The 19640-nt window shown below is 66.3% G+C and carries 21 protein-coding genes and 1 tRNA gene; 17 read left to right on the top strand and 5 right to left on the bottom strand.

Annotated features, from left to right (window positions below):
* Positions 1 to 23 precede the first annotated feature (23 nt).
* The 6 genes from NX782_RS24695 to NX782_RS24670 are packed head-to-tail and all read left to right on the top strand — an operon-like array spanning position 24 to position 5485.
* Positions 24 to 1157, top strand: a complete 1134-nt coding sequence (locus tag NX782_RS24695; protein WP_258848152.1) for an amidohydrolase family protein — start codon at positions 24 to 26, stop codon at positions 1155 to 1157.
* Positions 1158 to 1189: 32 nt separating this feature from the next.
* Positions 1190 to 2146 (top strand): VOC family protein, encoded by a 957-nt coding sequence (locus tag NX782_RS24690; protein WP_258848151.1) that lies wholly within the window; start codon positions 1190 to 1192, stop codon positions 2144 to 2146.
* A complete protein-coding gene (locus tag NX782_RS24685; RefSeq protein WP_370661837.1) occupies positions 2133 to 2540 on the top strand; it encodes a Rieske (2Fe-2S) protein in 408 nt (135 codons plus the stop codon). The genes NX782_RS24690 and NX782_RS24685 overlap by 14 nt, the downstream gene beginning before the upstream one ends.
* Entirely contained in the window at positions 2524 to 3654 is a 1131-nt protein-coding gene (locus NX782_RS24680) for an FAD-dependent oxidoreductase (protein ID WP_258848150.1), read from the top strand. Before NX782_RS24685 ends, NX782_RS24680 begins: the two co-directional genes overlap by 17 nt.
* 9 nt (positions 3655 to 3663) lie before the next feature.
* Positions 3664 to 4476, top strand: coding sequence for a cyclase family protein (locus NX782_RS24675; RefSeq protein WP_308633116.1), 813 nt, complete (start codon positions 3664 to 3666; stop codon positions 4474 to 4476).
* 10 nt (positions 4477 to 4486) lie between these two features.
* On the top strand, positions 4487 to 5485 hold the full coding sequence (locus NX782_RS24670; RefSeq protein ID WP_258848149.1) for a fumarylacetoacetate hydrolase family protein: 999 nt from the start codon (positions 4487 to 4489) through the stop codon (positions 5483 to 5485).
* A 12-nt stretch (positions 5486 to 5497) separates the two neighbouring features.
* Here NX782_RS24670 and NX782_RS24665 read toward each other — a convergent pair whose 3' ends face one another.
* Positions 5498 to 6484 (bottom strand): LysR family transcriptional regulator, encoded by a 987-nt coding sequence (locus NX782_RS24665; protein ID WP_258848148.1) that lies wholly within the window; start codon positions 6482 to 6484, stop codon positions 5498 to 5500.
* 180 nt (positions 6485 to 6664) lie between these two features.
* Here NX782_RS24665 and NX782_RS24660 point away from each other — a divergent pair, with 180 nt between their 5' ends.
* On the top strand, positions 6665 to 7297 hold the full coding sequence (locus NX782_RS24660) for an SEN1982 family lipoprotein (RefSeq protein WP_258848147.1): 633 nt from the start codon (positions 6665 to 6667) through the stop codon (positions 7295 to 7297).
* 47 nt (positions 7298 to 7344) lie between these two features.
* Here NX782_RS24660 and modC read toward each other — a convergent pair whose 3' ends face one another.
* The 3 genes from modC to modA are packed head-to-tail and all read right to left on the bottom strand — an operon-like array spanning position 7345 to position 9864.
* Positions 7345 to 8433 carry a molybdenum ABC transporter ATP-binding protein gene (modC, locus tag NX782_RS24655; RefSeq protein WP_258848146.1) on the bottom strand — a complete coding sequence of 363 codons (1089 nt, stop codon included), beginning with the start codon at positions 8431 to 8433 and terminating at the stop codon, positions 7345 to 7347.
* Positions 8433 to 9110 (bottom strand): molybdate ABC transporter permease subunit, encoded by a 678-nt coding sequence (gene modB / locus NX782_RS24650; protein WP_258848145.1) that lies wholly within the window; start codon positions 9108 to 9110, stop codon positions 8433 to 8435. Before modB ends, modC begins: the two co-directional genes overlap by 1 nt.
* A 4-nt stretch (positions 9111 to 9114) precedes the next feature.
* Positions 9115 to 9864, bottom strand: a complete 750-nt coding sequence (gene modA, locus NX782_RS24645) for a molybdate ABC transporter substrate-binding protein (protein WP_258848144.1) — start codon at positions 9862 to 9864, stop codon at positions 9115 to 9117.
* A gap of 61 nt (positions 9865 to 9925) precedes the next feature.
* Here modA and NX782_RS24640 point away from each other — a divergent pair, with 61 nt between their 5' ends.
* From NX782_RS24640 to NX782_RS24630, 3 genes are all read left to right on the top strand, one after another.
* Positions 9926 to 10729, top strand: a complete 804-nt coding sequence (locus NX782_RS24640) for a TOBE domain-containing protein (RefSeq protein WP_258848143.1) — start codon at positions 9926 to 9928, stop codon at positions 10727 to 10729.
* A gap of 134 nt (positions 10730 to 10863) precedes the next feature.
* On the top strand, positions 10864 to 11310 hold the full coding sequence (locus NX782_RS24635; RefSeq protein ID WP_258848142.1) for a DUF2798 domain-containing protein: 447 nt from the start codon (positions 10864 to 10866) through the stop codon (positions 11308 to 11310).
* Between the two features lie 124 nt (positions 11311 to 11434).
* The gene (locus tag NX782_RS24630; protein ID WP_258848141.1) at positions 11435 to 11812 is read left to right on the top strand and encodes a response regulator; all 378 of its coding nucleotides are present in this window, start codon (positions 11435 to 11437) and stop codon (positions 11810 to 11812) included.
* Between the two features lie 9 nt (positions 11813 to 11821).
* Here the strand turns inward: NX782_RS24630 and NX782_RS24625 are convergent, their stop codons facing one another.
* On the bottom strand, positions 11822 to 12241 hold the full coding sequence (locus tag NX782_RS24625) for a type II secretion system protein (protein WP_258848140.1): 420 nt from the start codon (positions 12239 to 12241) through the stop codon (positions 11822 to 11824).
* A 132-nt stretch (positions 12242 to 12373) separates the two neighbouring features.
* Between NX782_RS24625 and NX782_RS24620 the strand changes: the two genes are divergently transcribed.
* The 7 genes from NX782_RS24620 to NX782_RS24590 all read left to right on the top strand — a co-directional run bounded on the left by NX782_RS24620 (position 12374) and on the right by NX782_RS24590 (position 19218).
* Positions 12374 to 14491 carry a putative bifunctional diguanylate cyclase/phosphodiesterase gene (locus NX782_RS24620; RefSeq protein ID WP_258848139.1) on the top strand — a complete coding sequence of 706 codons (2118 nt, stop codon included), beginning with the start codon at positions 12374 to 12376 and terminating at the stop codon, positions 14489 to 14491.
* A gap of 172 nt (positions 14492 to 14663) precedes the next feature.
* The gene (locus NX782_RS24615) at positions 14664 to 15032 is read left to right on the top strand and encodes a response regulator (RefSeq protein WP_258848138.1); all 369 of its coding nucleotides are present in this window, start codon (positions 14664 to 14666) and stop codon (positions 15030 to 15032) included.
* A 128-nt stretch (positions 15033 to 15160) separates the two neighbouring features.
* Positions 15161 to 15910, top strand: coding sequence for an alpha/beta fold hydrolase (locus NX782_RS24610; RefSeq protein ID WP_258848137.1), 750 nt, complete (start codon positions 15161 to 15163; stop codon positions 15908 to 15910).
* A 6-nt stretch (positions 15911 to 15916) separates the two neighbouring features.
* Positions 15917 to 17473, top strand: coding sequence for a hybrid sensor histidine kinase/response regulator (locus NX782_RS24605; RefSeq protein WP_258848136.1), 1557 nt, complete (start codon positions 15917 to 15919; stop codon positions 17471 to 17473).
* Between the two features lie 93 nt (positions 17474 to 17566).
* Positions 17567 to 17818 carry a hypothetical protein gene (locus NX782_RS24600; RefSeq protein WP_258848135.1) on the top strand — a complete coding sequence of 84 codons (252 nt, stop codon included), beginning with the start codon at positions 17567 to 17569 and terminating at the stop codon, positions 17816 to 17818.
* A gap of 45 nt (positions 17819 to 17863) precedes the next feature.
* A tRNA-Cys gene (locus tag NX782_RS24595) sits at positions 17864 to 17937 on the top strand.
* 177 nt (positions 17938 to 18114) lie between these two features.
* The gene (locus tag NX782_RS24590) at positions 18115 to 19218 is read left to right on the top strand and encodes a site-specific integrase (RefSeq protein ID WP_258848134.1); all 1104 of its coding nucleotides are present in this window, start codon (positions 18115 to 18117) and stop codon (positions 19216 to 19218) included.
* Positions 19219 to 19640: the final 422 nt, after the last annotated feature.

Here is a 19640-nt window from a genome sequence, read left to right as displayed (position 1 = left end):
GGATTCAAGACCAGGAGACCCCCATGCTGTTTCACCAATGTACGCCGCAATGCCCACCCGATTGCGGCGCCGACGCCCCGGCCCGGGTACCGGACCCGGCGCGCGCCAGGAGCCGGACCTTCACCGTCGATTTGCACTGCCACGCGCTGTTCCCGGCAGTCGAAAAGCTGGTCGCGGGCCTGCCGCAAAAGCTTGCCGAGCCCGAGATGATGCTGCACGCGCTGGGCGCGGCCACCGTGGACTACAACAACAAGGTGATGCTGCCGCAGGCCGGCCCGAAACTGACCAATCTGGCGCAGCGCCTGGCCGACATGGACGCGATCGGCGTCGACATGCAGCTGGTGAGCCCGACCTCGACCCAGCACTACTACTGGGCCGAGCCGGACCTGGCGGCCGAGGTGGTGCGCATCCAGAACGAGGGCATGGCCGAACTGTGCGCCACGCATCCGGCGCGCTTCCTGGGCCTCGGCACGCTGGCCCTGCAGCATCCGGCGCTCGCCATCGAGCAGCTGGAGCACGCGGTGCGCAAGCTGGGCCTGCGCGGCGTCGAGATCTCGACCATGATCGCCGGGAAGGAGCTGGCGGACCCGATGTTCGAATCCTTCTGGGCCAAGGTCGAAGAGCTGGGCTGCATCGTGTTCATCCACCCCTTCGGCACCACCCTCGGCGCGCGCCTGGACCGCTACTACCTGTCGAACGTGATCGGCCAGCCGCTGGAGACCACGATCGCGCTGTCGCACCTGATCTTCGGCGGCGTGCTGGACCGCTACCCGGGCGTGAAGATCCTGGCGGCGCACGGCGGCGGCTACCTGCCTTCCTACATCGGACGTTCGAATCACGCTCACCGGGCGCGCACCGATACCCGCGGCTGCGCCAGAGCGCCGGGCGAATACCTGCGCCAGATCTGGTTCGACAACCTGGTGTACGAGCCGGAGGCCCTGCGCCACCTGATCGCGGAAGTCGGCGTCGGGCAGGTCGTGACCGGTACCGACTACCCCTTCGACATGGGCCAGTACGCGCTGGCCGCACTGCTCGAGGCGGCGCCCGGCCTGTCGCAGGAAGAGCGCGAGGGCATCGCCTGGCGCAATGCCGAACGCCTGCTGGGCCAGCGCCTGCGGCCCGAGGACTGGCAGGCACCCGCTGCCGGCCAGGCCTGAAGCGTATCAATCTCAATCATCAAGGACATCGCATGAACATCATTGGACCAGACGCTCTCGTGTTCGGCGTCGACGACGTCGCCGCCTGCGCGCAATACCTGATCGACTACGGCCTGACGCCGTTTGGCGCCGATGCGCGCGGCGGGCGCTTCGAGGCGCTGGACGGCACCGCCATCGTGATCGCGCACAAGGACGACCCGGCGCTGCCGCCGGCCATGGGCACTTCCAGCATGCTGCGCAAGACCGTGTACGGGGTGGCGGACGCCGCCGCGCTGGGCGCGATCGCCGAAGAACTGGGACGCGACCGCGAAGTCAGGTGGGTGGACGGCGGCGGTATCGAAGCCATCGACGACATGGGCTTCGTGCTGGGCTTCCAGGTGAGCGTACGCCGTCCGCTCGCCATGCCGGCCGAAGCGGTCAACGCACCCGGCGCCTCGGGCGGACGGCCGGTCAACGTGGCCGGCGTCGACGAGGACGCGCCGGCGCGCCCGCGCACGCTGTCGCACGTGGTCTACTTTGTGCCCGACACCGCCAGGGCAGAGGCTTTCTACGCGCGCCTGGGCTTTACGGTCACCGACCGCCTGCTCGGCGCCGGGCCCTTCCTGCGGCCGGCCGGCAGCGCCGACCATCACGCGCTGTTCATGATCCAGACCCCGCCCTTCATGAAAGGCTGCGAGCACTTCGCCTTCCACATGGGCGGCCCGACCGAAGTGATGCTGGCCGGGACCCGTTTCGCGAACAAGGGCTACCAGTCGTTCTGGGGCCCGGGCCGCCACAAGATGGGCTCGAACTGGTTCTGGTATTTCAACAGCCCGCTCGGTTGCCACGTCGAGTACGACGCCGACATGGACACCCACGACGCCAGCTGGACCGCGCGCGCGGTGCCGATGAACGCCGACGCCTCGCAACTGTTCCTGTTCGAGCGGCGCGACAAATGGGCTCCGGGTGGACCGCCGCCGGGCGCGGGAGGGGCCGGTGAGCGCCACTGACAAGGACCGGGACAGCGCCGGGGAAGCGGCCTTCTTGTGCCGCGCCGGCGAGCTGGCCGAGGGGCAGTCGCGCGGCTTCGACCCCTGGCGCGAGGGGCGCGACACGGTGCTGCTGGTGCGGCACGGGGGCGCGGTGTACGGCTGGCGCGACGCCTGCCCGCACCACGGCGGCACGCCGATGGCCTGGCGCAAGGACGCCTACCTGAACGCCGACCGCAGCCGCATCGTGTGCGCCGCCCACGGTGCCCAATTCGATATCGAAAGCGGCGTCTGCACGCTGGGGCCCTGTCTGGGCCAGTCGCTGCAGCGCGTCGCCATCACCATCACGACAGAACAAGAAATTTTCATGCAGCGGGAAAGCGGAGGAGACAGGGAACATGACAAGCATGGCTGACAAAGTACTCATCATTGGCGGAGGGTTCTCCGGCATGGCCGCGGCGATCGAGCTGCGCCGCCAGGGCCTCGAAGTCGACCTGGTCGAGATCGACCCCGGCTGGCGCTCCTACGGCGCCGGCATCAGCCTCGGCGGCGCCACCTTGCGCGCGCTGCGGCGCCTGGGCGTGCTCGAGGCCTTCATCGAGCGCGGCGCGGCAACCGACGACGTCGACATCTGCATCCCGACCGGCATGAAGGTCGCCACGCTGCCGACCCCGCGCCTGGCCGGGCCGGACGTGCCGGGCAACGGCGGCATCATGCGTCCGGTGCTGGCCGCGATCCTGGCCGAGGCCACCCGCGCCGCCGGCGCAACGGTGCGCCTGGGCTGCACCTTCACCCACATCGAGCAGGACGAGCACGGCGTCGACGTCAGCTTCAGCGACGGCAGCCGCGGGCGCTATGGCCTGGTGGTTGGCGCCGACGGGCTGTACTCGACTGTGCGCGAAACCCTGTTCCCGGACGCGCCCAGGCCGCGCTACACGGGCCAGGGCGTGTGGCGTGCGGTGCTGCCACGTCCGCCGGAGGTGACGGGCGCCATGATGTGGGTGGGCGACAAGGTCAAGACCGGCCTGAACCCGGTGTCGCGCGAGCAGATGTACCTGTTCGTGACCGAGGACCGTCCGCACAACACCCACATCCCGCCGGCCGAGTTCCTGCCCATGCTCAAGGGCCTGCTGGCGCGCTTCCCGGCGCCGCTGATGCAGCAGGTGGCGCAGCAGCTCGACGCCGGTTCGCAGATCGTCTACCGGCCGCTCGAAAGCCTGCTGATGCCGCGCCCCTGGTACCAGGGCCGGGTGGTGCTGATCGGCGACACCATCCATGCGACCACGCCCCACATGGCGGCCGGCGCCTGCATCGGCATCGAGGATGCGATCGTGCTGGCCGAAGAGGTGGGCAAGGGCGGCGCCATCGCCGAGGCGCTGGCGCGCTACCAGGCGCGGCGCTGGGAGCGCTGCCGCATGGTGGTCGAGAACTCGGGCCGCCTGGGCGAGATCGAGATCGCCGGCGGCGACAAGGAAGAACACGGAAAAATCATGCGCGAGACCATGATGGCGCTCGCCGGCCCAATTTAAGGAATCCCCATGACCCGCCAATTCATCGACCTCTCGATCTTCCTCGAAAACGAGGTGCTGTCCGACCCGCCGCCGCTGGCGCCGAAGATCACCTACCAGAAGCACGACGAGACGCTGCAGGGCTTCATCGACATGATCCCCGGCACCACCGCCGCCGACTACCCGGACGGCGAAGCCGCCGCCGCCGAATGGGTGACGCTGACCACCCACAGCGGCACCCACCTCGACGCGCCCTGGCACTTCCACTCGACCATGGACGCGAAAACCGGCGAGAAAAAGGCCTCGATCACGATCGACGAGGTACCTCTCGAATGGTGCTTCCAGCCGGGCGTCAAGCTCGACTTCCGCCACTTCCCGGACGGCTACGTCGCCACCGCCCAGGACGTCGAGGCGGAGCTCAAGCGCATCGGCCACGACTTGCAGCCGCTCGACATCGTGCTCGTCAACACCCGCGCCGGCAGCCGCTACGGCAACAACGACTATGTCTCGGCCGGCTGCGGCATGGGCTACGAAGCCACCATGTACCTGCTCGAACGCGGCGTGCGCCTGACCGGCACTGACGCCTGGAGCTGGGATGCGCCGTTCTCGTACACCGCCCAGAAGATCGCCGAGACCGGCGACAAATCCCTGATCTGGGAAGGCCACAAGGCCGGACGCGACATCGGCTACTGCCACCTCGAAAAGCTGCACAACCTGGAAGCCCTGCCGGGCCACGGCTTCTTCATCAGCTGCTTCCCGCACAAGGTGCGGCGCGGCTCGGCCGGCTGGACCCGCGCGGTGGCGATCGTCGACGATGCGCTGCTGGCGCTGCCGCGCAAATGAGGAGGGCGTCATGAAGCTTGCCACTTATCGCAACGGCCAGCCCGACGGCCGGCTGATGGTCGTCTCGCGCGACCTCACGCGCGCGGTCGACGCCGGCAACGTCGCGCCCAACCTGCTGCATGCGCTTCAGCACTGGGACGACGCGCTGCCGGGACTGCAGCGGCTGTCCGAGGCGCTTGACGCCGCTGCGGACCTCCCCGGCGCCGAGGCGTTCGACCCGGCGCGCTGCATGGCGCCGCTGCCGCGCAGCTTCCAGTGGTGCGACGGCTCCGCCTTCCTCAACCACGGCCATCTGATGGCGCGCGCCTTCAATACGCCGCCGATTCCGGACTTCGACACCATCCCGGTGATGTACCAGGGCGCCGCGGACGATTTCCTCGGTCCCTGCGAGCCGGTGCCGATGCCGGACGAGGCGCTCGGAATCGACTTCGAGGGCGAATTCGGGGTGGTGACCGGACCGGTGCCGATGGGCGCCACGCCCGAACTGGCCGGGCGCGCGATCCGCCTGCTGGTCCAGCTGAACGACTGGAGCCTGCGGGCTCTGGCCGGACGCGAGGCGCGCAGCGGTTTCGGCTTCCTGCAGGCCAAGCCCTCGACCAGCTTCGCGCCGGTCGCGCTGACCCCGGACGAACTGGGCGAGGACTGGCGCGACGGCCGCGTGCAGCTCGCATTGGAAGTGACCTGGAACGAAGAACGCTTCGGCCGCCCGCACGGCGGCGAGATGCACTACAGCTTCGGCGAACTGATTGCGCATGCGGCGCGCACGCGCAAGCTGAGTGCCGGCACCATCGTCGGCAGCGGCACGGTCTCGAATGCCGGCGGCGAGCGCGGCTCGGCCTGCATCACCGAGCGGCGCGTGATCGAGATCCTGGAAAAGGGCGCACCGGTCACCGAATTCATGCGCTTCGGCGACCGGGTCCGCATGTGCGCCCGCAGTGCGGACGGGGCGGCGCCGTTCGGCGCGATCGAGCAGCGCGTGGTGCCGGCCGCCGCCGGCGCGCAGGCCTGACGCCGGCCGGCCTCAGGCCGACTTGCGTACCGGCGCCAGGGCATGCACCTGGGCGCCGCCCGCCGGCGCGCCCGCCGCCGCCAGGTCCTGGCCGCCCGGCTCGGCGCGCGCGACTTCGGCCAGCATCCTGCGCAGCCACTGGTGCGACGGATCGTTTTCCAGGAAGGGGTTCCACTGCATGCACATCTCGATCTTGGGGAAGGCGATCGGCGGTTCGATCAGGCGGATCGGGTAGTAGCAGGCCAGCATGCGCGCCAGTCGCGTGTGCATGGTGGCGATGCGGTTGGTGCCGATCACGAAATGCGGCAGGCTGGTGAAGTTCGGCGTCGACACCTCGATGCGGCGGTCGTAGCCGTTATCCTTCAGGAAGTGCTCCTCGAAGCTGGTCTGGGCGGTGCCGAAACGCGACGACACATGGCCGAGTGCCATGTAGTTTTCCAGCGTCAGCGTGTCGCCGACCAGCTCGTTGCCGGTCCAGACGATGCAGGTATAGGTTTCCTCGAACAGCATTTCGGTCGGCTTCGACTCCGACATGTACTTCCCGGGCAGGATAATCAACTCCACCTCGCCGCGCTCTAGCCGTTCGCTGAAGGTCGAGGAGGACAGCGATATGTCGAGCGAGATGCCGGGCGCTTCCATCGCGATGCGACGGCCGAGTTCACCCAGCAGGACGGTCGAGACGAAGTCGGAAGCGACGATGCGGAATTCGCGCACCGCGGTGGCCGGATCGAACTCCGGCTTGATCTCGATGGTGCGCTGGATCTGCAGCAGCACGTCGCGTACCGGTTCGATCAGGCTGACGGCCAGCGGCGTGAGGATCAGGTTGCGGCCCACCGGCATCAGGAGATCGTCCTTGAAATAATCGCGCAGGCGCGCCAGGACGCCGCTGGTGGCCGACTGGCTCAGGTTCAGGCGGCGCGATGCCCGGGTGATGCTTTTCTCGCTCAGCAGCGCGTCCAGCGCGACGAGCAGGTTGAGGTCAAGGCGGTTGAAACGCATGTTGTCTCCTTTATTCTGGCGTGCGTATCGTGTCGCAGCGCTCTGGTGCGAAGATGATGCCACACAGGCGCAGGGACGTCATCGCCTTTGTCGGCTGCGCTTCGGTTCCTTGGTAGCGGGTCCTTTGGCTGGCACACGCGGCCGCGCAAGCGCTCCGAGCCTTGGTACAATGACATCACCATGACCAAGACCATGCCGATGACCAAAACCGCCATCTGCCTCGCCCTCGGGGTGAGCCTCGCCGCCGCGCTGTCGGCCTGCAACAGCAAGACCTCCGCCAACGAAAAGAACTTCGGCGCGACCGTCACCCAGTATCTCGACAAGAAGGGCGAGATGTGTCTGGAGCCGCTGACATGGCCGGTCGACGTGTACGAGACCGACCTGCGCCAGCGCAAGCTCTACCCTGACGGCGTCGCCGGCCAGATGGCGGCGCTGGAAGCGGCCGGCCTGGCCAAGGGCGAGGACATGACCTTGCCCGATAGCGGCACCAGGGTCAGGCGCTACAGCATGAGCGACGCCGCGCAGCCCTGGCTGCGCACCGAATCAGGACGGCAGCCGCGACTCTGCTGGGGCCGCAAATCCCTGGAGAAGGTGGTGCGCTGGGCGGACCCGGCCAAGGTGGACGGCCAGGAACAGTCTTCCGTGATCTACACCTACAAGCTGTCCAACGTGGCCGGCTGGGCCAGGAAGCCGGAGGTCAAGGAAGCCTTCCCCATCCTCGGGCGCACCGTCGACGGCGAGCACAACCAGCAGGAAAAGCTGTACGTCAAACTGACGCCGCAGGGCTGGGAAGCGCTCGGCCTGAATGACTGAGCGACTGAATGACTGAGCGACTGAACGGCTGAACGACTGAGGCGCGCCTAGCGCAGCAGCGCCACTCCCTTGATCTGCACCCACAGCGCGCGTCCGGGCGCGATGTCCAGCTCGCGGCGCGAGCGCTCGGTGATGCGCGCCAGCAGCGGCGTCCCGCCCATGCGCAGCTGCACCAGCACGTGGCCCGGCCGGTCGGTGCCGACGGTGGCCGTCACCACGGCCGGCAGCAGGTTGACGATGCTGCTGTCCAGCGGCCGCGAGAGCGCCAGGCTGACGTCGCGCGCGTGGATGCGGCAGCGCAGGCGGCTGCCGATCGCCTCTTCGCGCCGGCCGACATGCAGCACGCCGTCGGCGAAGGCCAGGCGCGACAGGCCGTCCTCCGCATGGCCTTCGAGGACGGTGTCGAGCACCACGCCGGCATCGTCGGCAAAGGTGGGCGGCAGGTCGGCGCGCGCCAGCGTCTCGCCGAGCGGGCCGCTGGCGACCACGCGGCCGGCGTCCAGCAGCACCAGGTGGTCGGCCAGGCGCGCCACTTCGTCCGGCGAATGGCTGACGTAGAGGATGGGCATCGACAGTTCGTCGTGCAGGCGCTCCAGGTAGGGCAGGATTTCCTGCTTGCGGCGGTGGTCGAGCGCGGCCAGCGGCTCGTCCATCAGCAAAAGGCGCGGCGAGGTGAGCAGGGCGCGCGCGATCGCCACGCGCTGGCGCTCGCCGCCCGACAGGCGGTCCGGACGCCGTTCGAGCAGGTGGTCGATGCCGAGCAGCGCGGCCACCGCTTCCAGTTCGAAGCGGCGCTCGCCAGGCGGCACGCGTTGGCGTCCGAAGGCCAGGTTGGCGCGCACGTCCAGGTGGGCGAACAGGCTGGCTTCCTGGAACACGTAGCCGAGCGCGCGCCGGTGCACCGGCACGAAGATGCCGGCCGCATCGTCCTGCCAGACCTCGCCGCCGACCGCGACATACGCCCCGGGCACGCGCTCCAGGCCGGCGATGGCGCGCAGGCAGGTGGTCTTGCCCGAGCCCGAGGGACCGAACAGCGCACTGATGCCGTGTCCGGGCAGGGCCAGGTCGACTTCGAGCGCGAAGCCGTCGCGCTGCAGGCGCAGGCGGGCGCGGATGCCGGCGTCGTGCGCTTCCATCAGCGGCCTCCCTTCAGCGCTTGCGGATTGAGGGTGTACATGACCAGCAGGACCACGAAGCTGAACGCCAGCATGGCGGCCGCCAGCCAGTGCGCCTGCGCGTATTCGAGCGCTTCGACGTGGTCGTAGATCTGCACCGAGACCACGCGCGTCTGCGCCGGGATGTTCCCGCCGATCATCAGCACGACGCCGAATTCGCCCACCGTATGGGCGAAGCCCAGCACCGCGGCGCTCAGGAAGCCGGGCCGCGCCAGCGGCACCGCCACCGACCAGAAGGTGTCCCAGGGACTGGCGCGCAGCGTCGCCGCCGCCTCCAGCGGGCGCTCGCCGATCGCCGCGAAGGCGTTCTGCAGCGGCTGCACCACGAAGGGCATCGAATACAGCACCGAGGCGATCACCAGGCCGGCAAAAGTGAAGGGCAGCAGGCCGATGCCGAGCGCCGTGGTGAGCTTGCCGAGCCAGCCGTTCGGCCCCATCGCCAGCAGCAGGTAGAAGCCGATGACGGTCGGCGGCAACACCAGCGGCAGCGCCACCACCGCCATCACCGCGCTTTTCAGGCGCGAACGGGTGCGTGCCAGCCACCAGGCCACCGGCGTGCCGAGCGCCAGCAGCAGCAGCGTGACCACGGTGGCGAGCTTGAGCGTCAGCCAGACGGCGGCGAGATCGGCGGCGTCCATCCGCTCAGACGTCGTAGCCGTAGGCGCGGATGATGCCCTTGGCCTTGGTGGATTTCAGGTAGTCGGCCAGCGCTTTCGCTGCCGGATTGGCCGCGCCCTTGCCCAGGATGACGGCATCCTGGCGGATCGGGCTGTGCAGGGAGGCGGGCACGATCCAGCCCGAACCCGAGGTGAACTTGCCGTCGCGCGACACCTGCGACAGGGCGACGAAGCCGAGTTCGGCGTTGCCGGTGCTGACGAACTGGTGCGCCTGCGCGATGTTCTCGCCCTGGACCAGCTTCGGCTGAAGGCGCCCGTACAATTGCAGCCTGGTCAGGGTTTCGACGGCCGCGGCGCCATACGGCGCGGTCTTCGGATTGGCGATCGCGAGGCGCGCGAAGCCGCCCTTCCGCAGCACCTTGCCCTGGCTGTCGACATAGCCTTCCCGGGCCGACCACAGCACCAGCTTGCCGGTTGCGTAGGTGAAGCGGGTGCCCGGCACGGCCTGCTTTTCCGCTTCCAGCCGGGCAGGGGTGTCGTCGTCGGCTGCGAGCAGCACCTCGAACGGGGCGCCGTTGGCGATCTGCGCGTAGAACTTGCCGGTGGCGCCAAAGGCCAGCACCGCCTTGTGCCCGGTGTCCTGGGCGAAGGCCTCGGCGATTTGCTGCATCGGCGCGGTGAAGTTGGCGGCGACGGCAACCTGCACCTCGCCGGCCTGGGCACTCCCGCCCGACATCATGATCATCGTGGCCAGCAGGCCGGAAATACGCTGCATCGATGCTGCTCCCAAAGTCGTTATATCATCAAGTATATAGCGCCAGTGCTATCATGGACAAATGGAAAAACAGATCGAATTGCAGGGCATGGTGTGGATGACGGTGGGCGGCGAGAAATTCGGCGGGCCCGGCCGGATCGATCTGCTGGCCGGGATCGCCGCAACCGGCTCGATCACCCAGGCCGCCAAGGCCGTCAAGATGAGCTACAAAGCGGCCTGGGATGCGATCGACGCCATGAACAACCTGGCCGGCGAAGCCCTGGTCGAGCGCCAGGCGGGCGGCAAGGGCGGCGGCGGCACGCGTCTGACCCCGCGCGGCGAGCAGTTGGTGAAGAACTTCCGCCTGCTCGACCGGATCCACCACGATTTCGTCCAACAACTCAACCGCCAGGCGGCCGGCATCGCCGACGACCTGCACCTGATCGGCAGGCTGAACATGAAGACCAGCGCACGCAACCAGTTCTTCGGCACCGTCGCCGGCGTCAAGACGGGCGCCGTCAACGACGAGGTCGAACTCGACATCGCCGGCGGCCACCGGCTGGTCGCCATCGTGACCCACGAAAGCACCGAGAGCCTGGGCCTGGAGGTCGGCCGGCAAGCCTTCGCCCTGATCAAGTCGTCCTCGATCATCCTGGTCACGCAGGCCGAGGGCGCGCGCTTCTCGGCCCGCAACCGCCTGCAGGGCAGGGTCGCGCGCCTGACGCCGGGCGCGGTCAACACCGAGGTGGTGCTCGATCTGGCGGGCGGCGGCACCGTGGCCGCCATCATCACCAACGAGAGCGCGCAGGCGCTCGAACTTGCCGAGGGCCGGGACGCCACGGCGATGTTCAAGGCGTCCAGCGTGATCGTCGGCGTGACCGGCTAGACCTGGCAGTCGCGCCGGGCGCTGTCCGCGCGCCTTCGCCGCATCCGCAATCGCGAGCCCTTCATTCATCCAAGCATCTGGTTGATACTATCAACCATGTAGATAGAATGGCGGGTTTGACGAAAGGATGAGCAATGGAAAAACAGACCCGTAGAAAACTGCTGATGGCGAAACTGAGCATACAGCTGAGCATCGCTTTGATTCTCAGCCTGGTCATGACCGCAATTAACTACGGCTTCAAGGGCGCGTTCGTCCAGCACTGGGCAAAAGCCTTCGTCGTGGCTTTCGTGATCATTCTCCTCGCACTGCGATTCATCCCTCTGGTAGCGAAGGGCGTCCGTGGCGTGGTGGGCGACTGCCCGGCCGTCGTGCAGCGCAGCGCGGTCGCGGTATGCGTCGCCGTCATGATGGAAGCCTTGATCGCATTCGCTGTCACGATGGCCCAGTACGGCCTGGCATCCGGTTGGCCGCTGATGTGGGCGAACACCTTCGTCAAGGCGTTGCCATTTGGCCTGGTGATCGGTTTTACCATGACCTTTATCGTCCAGCCCCGCATGCAGAGGCTGGCAGCATCGGCCTAGTTGAGGGGCGCCAACACCAAATTGTAAGTAAATGCAGGTCCGGTTGACTTTCGGGTCGCCGGCGGCGCCTAATGTGAAGTAAACGTTAAATTAGTTTACCTTTGCCGGCAGGACGCTCACGGCTATGGCTTCAGGAATTCGCGTACTCATCATCGACGACAATGAGGACGCCGCGCATTTGCTCGCCATGTTCGTCAGTGCCCTGGGCCATGTCTCGCAGGTCGCCAACAACGGCCCCAGCGGACTGCAGCTGGCAGAAACCTTTCATCCGGAAATCGTCTTTCTCGACCTCGGTATGCCGGGCATGAGCGGCTTCGAGGTCGCGCCGCAGCTGCGCCTGATTGCCGGGCTGGAGCGGACCTTCATCGCGGCCCTGACCGGCTGGAACGACGCTAAGACGCGCAACCGGGTCGTGGAGTGCGGCTTCGACAAGCATCTGACCAAGCCGGCATCGATCGAACACATCCAGGACATCCTGGCGGCGCACGGCGGCCAGGCTTAGCCTTGCTGCTCAGCAGCCCGCGCCATCGATATAGTTGACCACGCTGGTGCCGCTCTCGGGCACATACACCAGGCTGCATGCCGGGTGCTGCGCATCGACGGCGATGACGCCGGCCACCCGGGTATCGTAGTGATCCGCCAGCCCGGCGGCGACCAGGATGCCGGCACTGGTCGGATAGCCGGCGGCGTTCATCCGCACCTTGTCGAGCACCGTTTCCCTGGCCGGCGAACCGGCCAGCGTCCATTTCATGTGGTAGATCTGCGCCGATTCGTTCACGGCGCGGCGCGCGGCTTCCATCTTGGCAACGCGCGCACTGCGCATCGTGTCGGTATAGCGCGGCAAGGCAAAAGCCGACAGCGTGCCGATGATCGTGAGCACGGCAGTGAGTTCCAGCAGCGTGTGACCACCCTGGCGCGCCGAGATGCGCATGGCATCGCTCCCCCTGCAATGTGAATACATGCATTTTAGACAATTGTCGAAGAGACGGGCGCGCGCTTGCCGGAACGTGATACTGTTAGTATGCGCCCATCATCGACTGGAGGCCGTGCCGGCCACTGACCCATGCTGCCCACTTCGCCTGCCGATCTGCTTCGCCACCCTGACGCGTTGCTCGACTACCTGCCGGCGGGCGTCGTGGTGCATGCGGCGGACGGCCATATCGTTTCGGCCAACCGTCTTGCCTTCGAGCTGCTGGGCCTGAGCGAAGAACAGGTGCGCGCCCAGCAGGCCAGCGACGCCACGCTGGTGCTGCTGCGTTCGGATGGCTCGGCCATGCCGCACGAAGAAAACCCTGTGGCCATCGTTCTGCGAACCGGGCAAAAGCTGTGCGGCCTGGTGGTCGGTGTCGTCGTCGAGGGCGCGACGTCCTGGGTCCTGTGCAATGCCTACCCGGAGTTCGACGAGGCCGGCAAGCTGCAACAGGTGGTGGTCTGCTTTACCGATTGCACCGCCCTGAAGCAAACCCAACTGTCCTTGGAAAAGTCCGACGAGCGGCTGCGGCTCGTGCTCAAGGGCTCCACCGACGCCCCCTGGGACTGGGACCTGGTCAGCGGCGAGGTGTATTACTCGGAACGCTGGTGGAACATGCTGGGCTACCAGAGCGGGGAGGGCATGGCCGACAGCGACGCCTGGCGACGCCTGCTGCACCCGGACGACGACCCGATGATCGCCGCCTATGTGATGGAGCTGAGGGCCAGCCGGCGCGATGCCTACAGCCTCGAGTTCCGGCTGCGCCACCGCGACGGGCATTACGTACCGGTGCTGTCGCGCGGCTACGTCCTGCGCGACGAGGCCGGCAAGGCGCTGCGCATCTCGGGCGTGAATACCGACCTGACGGAGCAGAAGCGCACCGAGCGCCGCATCTACGAGCTGGCCTACTTCGACCACCTGACCGGCCTGCCCAACCGCCGCTTCCTGCTCGAGGAGCTCGAGCATGTGCTGGCGCGCGGCCGCCGCTCCAAACACTTCAGTGCACTGGCCTACCTCGATCTCGACAACTTCAAGCTGCTCAACGACACCATGGGGCACGACCTCGGCGACATGCTGCTGCAACAGGCGGCGCAGCGGCTGCGCGCGACGGTGCGCGAAAGCGACCAGCTGGCCCGGCTGGGCGGCGACGAGTTCGTCGTGGTGCTGGAAGACCTGGGCGCGACGCCGCGCGCCGCAGCGGCCGAGGCCGACCGGACGGTGGCGAAGATCCTGGCCGCGCTGGGCCAGCCTTTTCAGCTGGGCTCGGTGCTGTTCAAGAGCTCGGCCAGTGTCGGCATCACCTTGTTCGACGGCAGCGGCGCCAGTGTCGAAGCGCTGCTGAAACAGGCGGATCTGGCGATGTACCGCGCCAAGGCCGACGGCCGTAACCTGGCGCGTTTCTTCGATCCCAGCATGCAGGATGCGGCCAGCCGCCGCGCCAGCCTGGAAGCCGCGATGCGCGAAGGCCTGGCGCTCGGCCAGTTCCAGCTGTTCTGCCAGCCCCAGTTCGATTGCCGCGGCCGCCTGGTCGGGGCCGAGGTGTTGCTGCGCTGGCAGCGTGACGGCGAGCTGGTCAGCCCGGCCCATTTCATCGCGTTTGCCGAAGAGTCGGGCCTGATCCTGCCGCTCGGCGAGCATGTGCTGAAGGAGAGTTGCCGGGCGCTCGCACGCTGGCACCGCGATCCGACCCTCGCGCGCCTCAAGCTGGCCGTCAACGTCAGCATCCACCAGATGCGCGATCCCGATTTTTCCGGGATGGTCGCCGGCATCCTCGACGATACTGCCGCGCCCGCCGAGCGGCTCTGCCTCGAGCTGACCGAGAGCGTGTTTGCCGAAAACATGGAGGAGATCACCCAGCGCATGCACGAGATCCGCGCCCAGGGCATCTATTTCTCGCTCGACGATTTCGGCACCGGCTATTCCTCGCTGGCCTACCTGAACCGCTTTCCGCTGGCGGCGTTGAAGATCGACCGCTCCTTCGTGCGCGAGGTTGGCACGCAGCCGGGTTCGGCACCGATCGTCGAGGCCATCATCGCCCTCGGGCGCAAGCTCAAGCTGGAGATCGTGGCCGAAGGCGTGGAAAACGAGGACCAGCGCAACTTCCTGGTGCGCGGCGGCTGCTCTTCCATGCAGGGCTTCCTGCTCGGGGCGCCCCTGCCGATGGCCGAATTCGAGCATGTGTACAGTGCCGCCGGGATCGGACATGCCTAAAATATTTCCACGGGTTAAGCATTAACTGTGGTAGTCTCGACCTCTGCTTGAAATAAAAGCGGTCCCTACCTCCCGCCTGCCCAGCCTCTGCAGGATTGAGCTTCGCTCCCTCATTGCGCCTTCCGGGCTGCTCCATCCTATGATTTCCCCCGACACCGGCGCGCAAAAACGCGTGCTCCTCATCGACGACAACGCCGATGCCGCCTCCATGATGCAAGCCTTGCTGAGCGCCTTCGGCTATACGGTCGAAGCGGCCTACAGCGCGCGGGAAGGGCTGGCGCTGGCGCAATCCTTCCGCCCGCACGTCATCTTCCTCGATCTCGGCATGCCCATCATGAGCGGTTATGAAGTGGCGACGGCCTTGCGCCGCACGCCCGCGGGCGACGACGTCTTCCTGCTGGCGCTGACCGGCTGGAACGACCAGGCCACGCGTGCCGCCGTGATCGCCGCCGGCTTCGACCGCCACCTGGTCAAGCCGGCCAACTTCGAACAGATCAGCGCCATCCTCGAGCAGCATTTCGCGCCCGGACATGTGGTCTGACATCGGGCGTGCCGATCCGCGCCAATTGGGTATAATGCCAATTGTTAATTTATTAAGGGGATAAATAGACAATGTCGTCGGTACAGGTTCGTAATAACGTGCGACTCTCCGGCAATGGTTCCGCAACCATGGTGTTTGCCCACGGCTTCGGTTGCGACCAGACCATGTGGCGCTTCCTGGCGCCAGCCTACGAAGCGCGCTTTCGCACCATCGCCTTCGACCTGGTCGGCAGCGGCGGCTCCGATCTGAGCGCCTACCGGCGCGACAAATACGACAGCCTGCATGGCTACGCCGACGACCTGCTGGAGATCGTCGACGAATTCGCCACCGGCCCGGTGGTCTTCGTCGGCCACTCGGTCAGCACCATGATCGGCATGCTCGCCACGATCAAGGCGCCGCACAAGTTCAGCGCCCAGATCATGGTCGGGCCTTCGCCGTGCTACATCAACGACGGCGACTACATCGGCGGCTTCGCGCGCGAAGACATCGACGAGCTGCTCGAGACCATGGACGCGAATTACCTCGGCTGGTCGAGCAACCTGGCACCCGCGATCATGGGCGTGCCCGAGCGCCCCGAACTGCGCAGCGAGCTGACCAACAGCTTCTGCCGCAATGACCCCAAGATCGCCAAGCATTTCGCGCGCACGACCTTCCTGTCCGACCACCGCAAGGACGTGCCGCTGTCGACCGTGCCGGCGCTGATCCTGCAATGCAGCGACGACATGGTGGCGCCGTTGTCGGTCGGCGAATTCCTGCACCGGCACCTGCCGGTCAGCACCCTCCACATCATCGACAATGTCGGCCATTGCCCGCACATGAGCGCACCGACCGAAAGTTCGCGCGCCATCGACAGCTTCCTCGCGAGCGCACTGCGCTGAGCCGCCATGGCCGACACCACCCCGGATGGGGATACGATGTTCGAGCACGCGGCCTGCGCCCTCATGACCACCGCGGCCGACGGCCTGGTCCTGCGCGCCAACGGCACCGCCTGCAACTGGCTCGGCTACAGCCGCGATGAGCTGGTCGGCAAGATCCGCCTGCGCGACCTGCTGCCGGTGGGCGCGCGCCTGTTCTTCAACACGCATTGCCAGCCCATCCTGCAGGTGCAGGGCTCGGTCGCCGAGATCCAGGTCGATATCCGCAACCGGCTGCAGGAGCGCCTGCCCATGCTGATCAACATCGTGCGGCACCGCGAGGACGACCGTATCGTCGACCACTGGGCCCTGTTCAAGGCCTCCGACCGCCGCGCCTACGAGCGCGAGCTGCTGGCCGCGCGCAAGGCGGCGGAAGCGGCCGAAACCGAACTGAAAAAGCTGAACGAGCAGCTGTCGGCCGCGGACCGGCGCAAGGACGAGTTCCTGGCGACGCTGTCGCACGAGCTGCGCAATCCGCTGGCGCCGATGCGCAGCGCGCTCGATGTCTTCAAGCTGCGCGCCGGCCGGGACGGGCAGGGCGGCGAGGGCCGGCTGCTGCAGGTGTTCGACCGCCAGTTGCGCCACATGACGCGGCTGGTCGACGACCTGATGGAAGTGTCGCGCATCACCCAGGGCCGCATGCAGCTGCGCCGCGCGCCGGTCGAACTGTCGGCGCTGGTGCGCAGCGCCGCGCAGGACATGGCCGACACCATGAAAGCGGCGCGCCACAGCCTGCGCCTGTTCGTCGAGGACGGGCCGGTCATGGTCGACGGCGATGCGACCCGGCTGGCGCAGGTCGTCGTCAACCTGCTGACCAACGCCGCCAAGTACACGCCGGACGGCGGATTGATCGAGCTGCATCTGGCCTGCCATCCGGACCTGGCCGAGATACGGGTGCGCGACAACGGCATCGGGATTCCCGCGCCGGCGCTGGCCACGGTCTTCGAGATGTTTTCGCAGCTCGAGTCGGCGCTCGAACGGGCCAAGGGCGGACTCGGCATCGGCCTGGCGCTGGTGCGCGGCATCGTCGAGCTGCATGGCGGCAGCATCCGCGCCGAGAGCGAAGGACCGCAGCGGGGCAGCACCTTCATCGTCACGCTGCCGCTGGCGGCGGGCGCCGTGTGCCCGGCCGAAGCGGCGCCGGAGCAGGCCGCGCCGCGCGCGGTGCGCGTGATGGTGGTCGACGACAACCAGGACGCCGCCGAGACGCTGGCGATGGCGCTCGAGCTGTTCGCCTGCGAGGTCGTGGTCGCGCATTCGGGCGCGCAGGCGCTGGAGCTGGTCGGCGTCGCCGATCCGGCCCTGGCCCTGCTCGACATCGGCCTGCCCGACATGAACGGCTACGAACTGGCGCGCCGGCTGCGACACCTGCCTGGCGGCGCCTCGCGGACCCTGATTGCCACCACCGGGTGGGGCCAGCAGAAGGACCGCGAACGAGCCTTCGACGCCGGCTTCGACCACCACCTGACCAAGCCGATCGACTTCGAACTGATCAAGCCCTTGTTGCGCAAAGCGGCCGCGCCCTGAACCCGCCGGCCTTGCGTGGTAGAATGCCCGATCCGATCGCCGCCTTGCCGGCGATTTTGCATTTCTGGCTCCACTAAAAATAGCGAACTGATCATGGGTCACGATATCAAGACCGTCAAGGAAGCCGGCGCGCTGGCGCTGCGCGTCTGGCGCGAAGCCGCCGCCTTTTTCTTCAGCATCGAATTGTGGCTGATGGTGCTGGTCGCCTTTGCCACCGTCGGCGGGGTGTTCCTGGCCGTCCTGGGCGATGTGCGCTGCCTGCTGGCCTTCGGCTTTGCGCTCGCCTATGTGGCGGGGCGCGCGCTGCTGCACGTGCGTCGCGTGCTGAGCTGGCCCTTCATTTGAGCTGACGCAGTGCCCCCCGCCGTCGGGGGCGTTACGATCTTCTTCGGCGAGGTAGCAAAGAGGTTATGCAGCGGCCTGCAAAGCCGTCTAGACGGGTTCGACTCCCGTCCTCGCCTCCAAATTCTCCCAGTAGGACAGCGTTTCATTTGTGGTTCAGTCCGTTTGGACACCACACGGAATTTGTGGTGCACCACACCTGTAGACGGCTAAATCGCCGTCTACATTGTCTAATGGTCTTGCATACGTCGACCGGGATCAAACGTCCCGGCTCATCAGTCACTTACGATGCGCGGACCATGGCCACTATTGTTAAACGCCCGTACGGGTATCAGCTTCGTATCTCCCACAGGCTCCTGCCCAAGGACCTCTGGGCGACTTTCGATACCAAAGAAGCTGCCGAGCAGTACGCCAGGCAGCTTGAGGGGCTTCTGGCTCAAGGTATCGTTCCGGCGGCCTTGCTCGAGCGTGAAACGCCGAAGCAAGAGATCTGGACGGTACAACGCTGCATTCTCGAGTATCTGCGGCATAACTCGGTGCCGCTGTCCGATCAAAAGCTCCTCGATACCGTCATGCCCAGTGTCGCGAAGATCGGCACCGGGTCGCTGAACTACGACTGGGCCGAGGCCTGGGTGCGAGACATGAAGCGTATCAATCACCTCGCTCCAGGCACGATTCGTAAGCGGCAGGGCGCGCTTGCGCGGTGCTTTGACTGGATGACAAGGAAGCATCCGGAAATTATGGCTCAGAACCCTCTGCGCCTGTTAAAACGCGGGTTTGCTACCTATACAGAAGCGGACGCCGATCTGTTGGCCGCGCAGGGCAAGGCCCCGCGAGTGGATGAGGAGAGGGATCGGAGGGTCTGTGATGACGAAGAGGCGCGTATCGTCGCGTTCCTGCAGGAGAGCGACGATGAGCGACTGTTCTTCGAACTGGCGCTGCAGAGTGCGATGCGGATGCGTGAATGCTATACCCTTTACGTTTCCCAGGTTGACCTGCCCAAGCGTACTATCTTCCTTGATCGTACTAAGAACGGGTCGACCCGACAGGTACCTCTGCCGACGCCGATTGTTCAGCATCTTTCGACTTACATACGGAACAACCGGAAGGCAATCACCGATAGGGAAAACCGGATTTTTCCTTATTGGTCTGGCGATCGGGATGGGCACGCCCTCGACGTTACGACCAGGAACCTTTCAATACGGTTTGCCCGGATCTTCCGGCTCGCTGGGGTCCTCGATCTCCATTTTCATGACTTACGCCATGAGGCTACGTGCCGTTTATATGAGCGGACAAAGCTTTCGGATGTTTTGATCGCGAAAATCACCGGTCACAAGGATATTCGCATGCTTCGACGATACGCCAGCCTTCGTGGAAGCGATCTTGCGGCACACTTGTGGTAGGGTATCAAAGCGGTTAAAAGTAGTTTTCTAGGCCTATTACCCCTACTCAAGCGTCCGCTGTTGACTTACAGTATTGAAGAACGCCGTTCGTGTGCGAAGCGGCAAGGATCGATCGGTAACTCAGTTTTCTAGAGCGGTCATCACGCTGCAATAATCGGTCAGTTAATGTGCCGCCCCCATCTCAAAATTGCCGCGAAATGTCGGCTCCTGACTTTTTCAACAAAAAGGTCGGTCGCGGACGCCGGAAAAGGTCTGCAACCGTGCCGAGTGCAGGTCTTCCGCTCGACGGTATGCGCTTTAGCTGCAGGGCAGCAAGCCTTAGACGCGGCAGTCTGGCGTACATGTTATAAACGCTGTGACCCTATCTTCCGCTAGCCGGTTATTCTAGAGGTGAGCCGTCATCTATCGCTTTACAGTTCAAC

The sequence above is a fragment of the Massilia norwichensis genome (assembly GCF_024753245.1).
Lineage (GTDB): Bacteria > Pseudomonadota > Gammaproteobacteria > Burkholderiales > Burkholderiaceae_D > Telluria > Telluria norwichensis.
The sequence above is the reverse complement of the archived record's forward strand: the minus strand, read 5'-3'. Positions and strand labels throughout refer to the sequence as shown.

What these genes read in the sequence shown, in the direction of transcription:
- NX782_RS24695 (WP_258848152.1), top strand. Translation starts at nt 24, where the DNA reads ATGCTGTTTCACCAATGTACGCCGCAATGCCCACCCGATTGCGGCGCC.
- NX782_RS24690 (WP_258848151.1), top strand. Translation starts at nt 1,190, where the DNA reads ATGAACATCATTGGACCAGACGCTCTCGTGTTCGGCGTCGACGACGTC.
- NX782_RS24680 (WP_258848150.1), top strand. Translation starts at nt 2,524, where the DNA reads ATGACAAGCATGGCTGACAAAGTACTCATCATTGGCGGAGGGTTCTCC.
- NX782_RS24675 (WP_308633116.1), top strand. Translation starts at nt 3,664, where the DNA reads ATGACCCGCCAATTCATCGACCTCTCGATCTTCCTCGAAAACGAGGTG.
- NX782_RS24670 (WP_258848149.1), top strand. Translation starts at nt 4,487, where the DNA reads ATGAAGCTTGCCACTTATCGCAACGGCCAGCCCGACGGCCGGCTGATG.
- NX782_RS24665 (WP_258848148.1), bottom strand. Translation starts at nt 6,484, where the DNA reads ATGCGTTTCAACCGCCTTGACCTCAACCTGCTCGTCGCGCTGGACGCG.
- NX782_RS24660 (WP_258848147.1), top strand. Translation starts at nt 6,665, where the DNA reads ATGACCAAGACCATGCCGATGACCAAAACCGCCATCTGCCTCGCCCTC.
- modC (WP_258848146.1), bottom strand. Translation starts at nt 8,433, where the DNA reads ATGGAAGCGCACGACGCCGGCATCCGCGCCCGCCTGCGCCTGCAGCGC.
- modB (WP_258848145.1), bottom strand. Translation starts at nt 9,110, where the DNA reads ATGGACGCCGCCGATCTCGCCGCCGTCTGGCTGACGCTCAAGCTCGCC.
- modA (WP_258848144.1), bottom strand. Translation starts at nt 9,864, where the DNA reads ATGCAGCGTATTTCCGGCCTGCTGGCCACGATGATCATGATGTCGGGC.
- NX782_RS24640 (WP_258848143.1), top strand. Translation starts at nt 9,926, where the DNA reads ATGGAAAAACAGATCGAATTGCAGGGCATGGTGTGGATGACGGTGGGC.
- NX782_RS24635 (WP_258848142.1), top strand. Translation starts at nt 10,864, where the DNA reads ATGGAAAAACAGACCCGTAGAAAACTGCTGATGGCGAAACTGAGCATA.
- NX782_RS24630 (WP_258848141.1), top strand. Translation starts at nt 11,435, where the DNA reads ATGGCTTCAGGAATTCGCGTACTCATCATCGACGACAATGAGGACGCC.
- NX782_RS24625 (WP_258848140.1), bottom strand. Translation starts at nt 12,241, where the DNA reads ATGCGCATCTCGGCGCGCCAGGGTGGTCACACGCTGCTGGAACTCACT.
- NX782_RS24620 (WP_258848139.1), top strand. Translation starts at nt 12,374, where the DNA reads ATGCTGCCCACTTCGCCTGCCGATCTGCTTCGCCACCCTGACGCGTTG.
- NX782_RS24610 (WP_258848137.1), top strand. Translation starts at nt 15,161, where the DNA reads ATGGTGTTTGCCCACGGCTTCGGTTGCGACCAGACCATGTGGCGCTTC.
- NX782_RS24605 (WP_258848136.1), top strand. Translation starts at nt 15,917, where the DNA reads ATGGCCGACACCACCCCGGATGGGGATACGATGTTCGAGCACGCGGCC.
- NX782_RS24600 (WP_258848135.1), top strand. Translation starts at nt 17,567, where the DNA reads ATGGGTCACGATATCAAGACCGTCAAGGAAGCCGGCGCGCTGGCGCTG.
- NX782_RS24590 (WP_258848134.1), top strand. Translation starts at nt 18,115, where the DNA reads ATGGCCACTATTGTTAAACGCCCGTACGGGTATCAGCTTCGTATCTCC.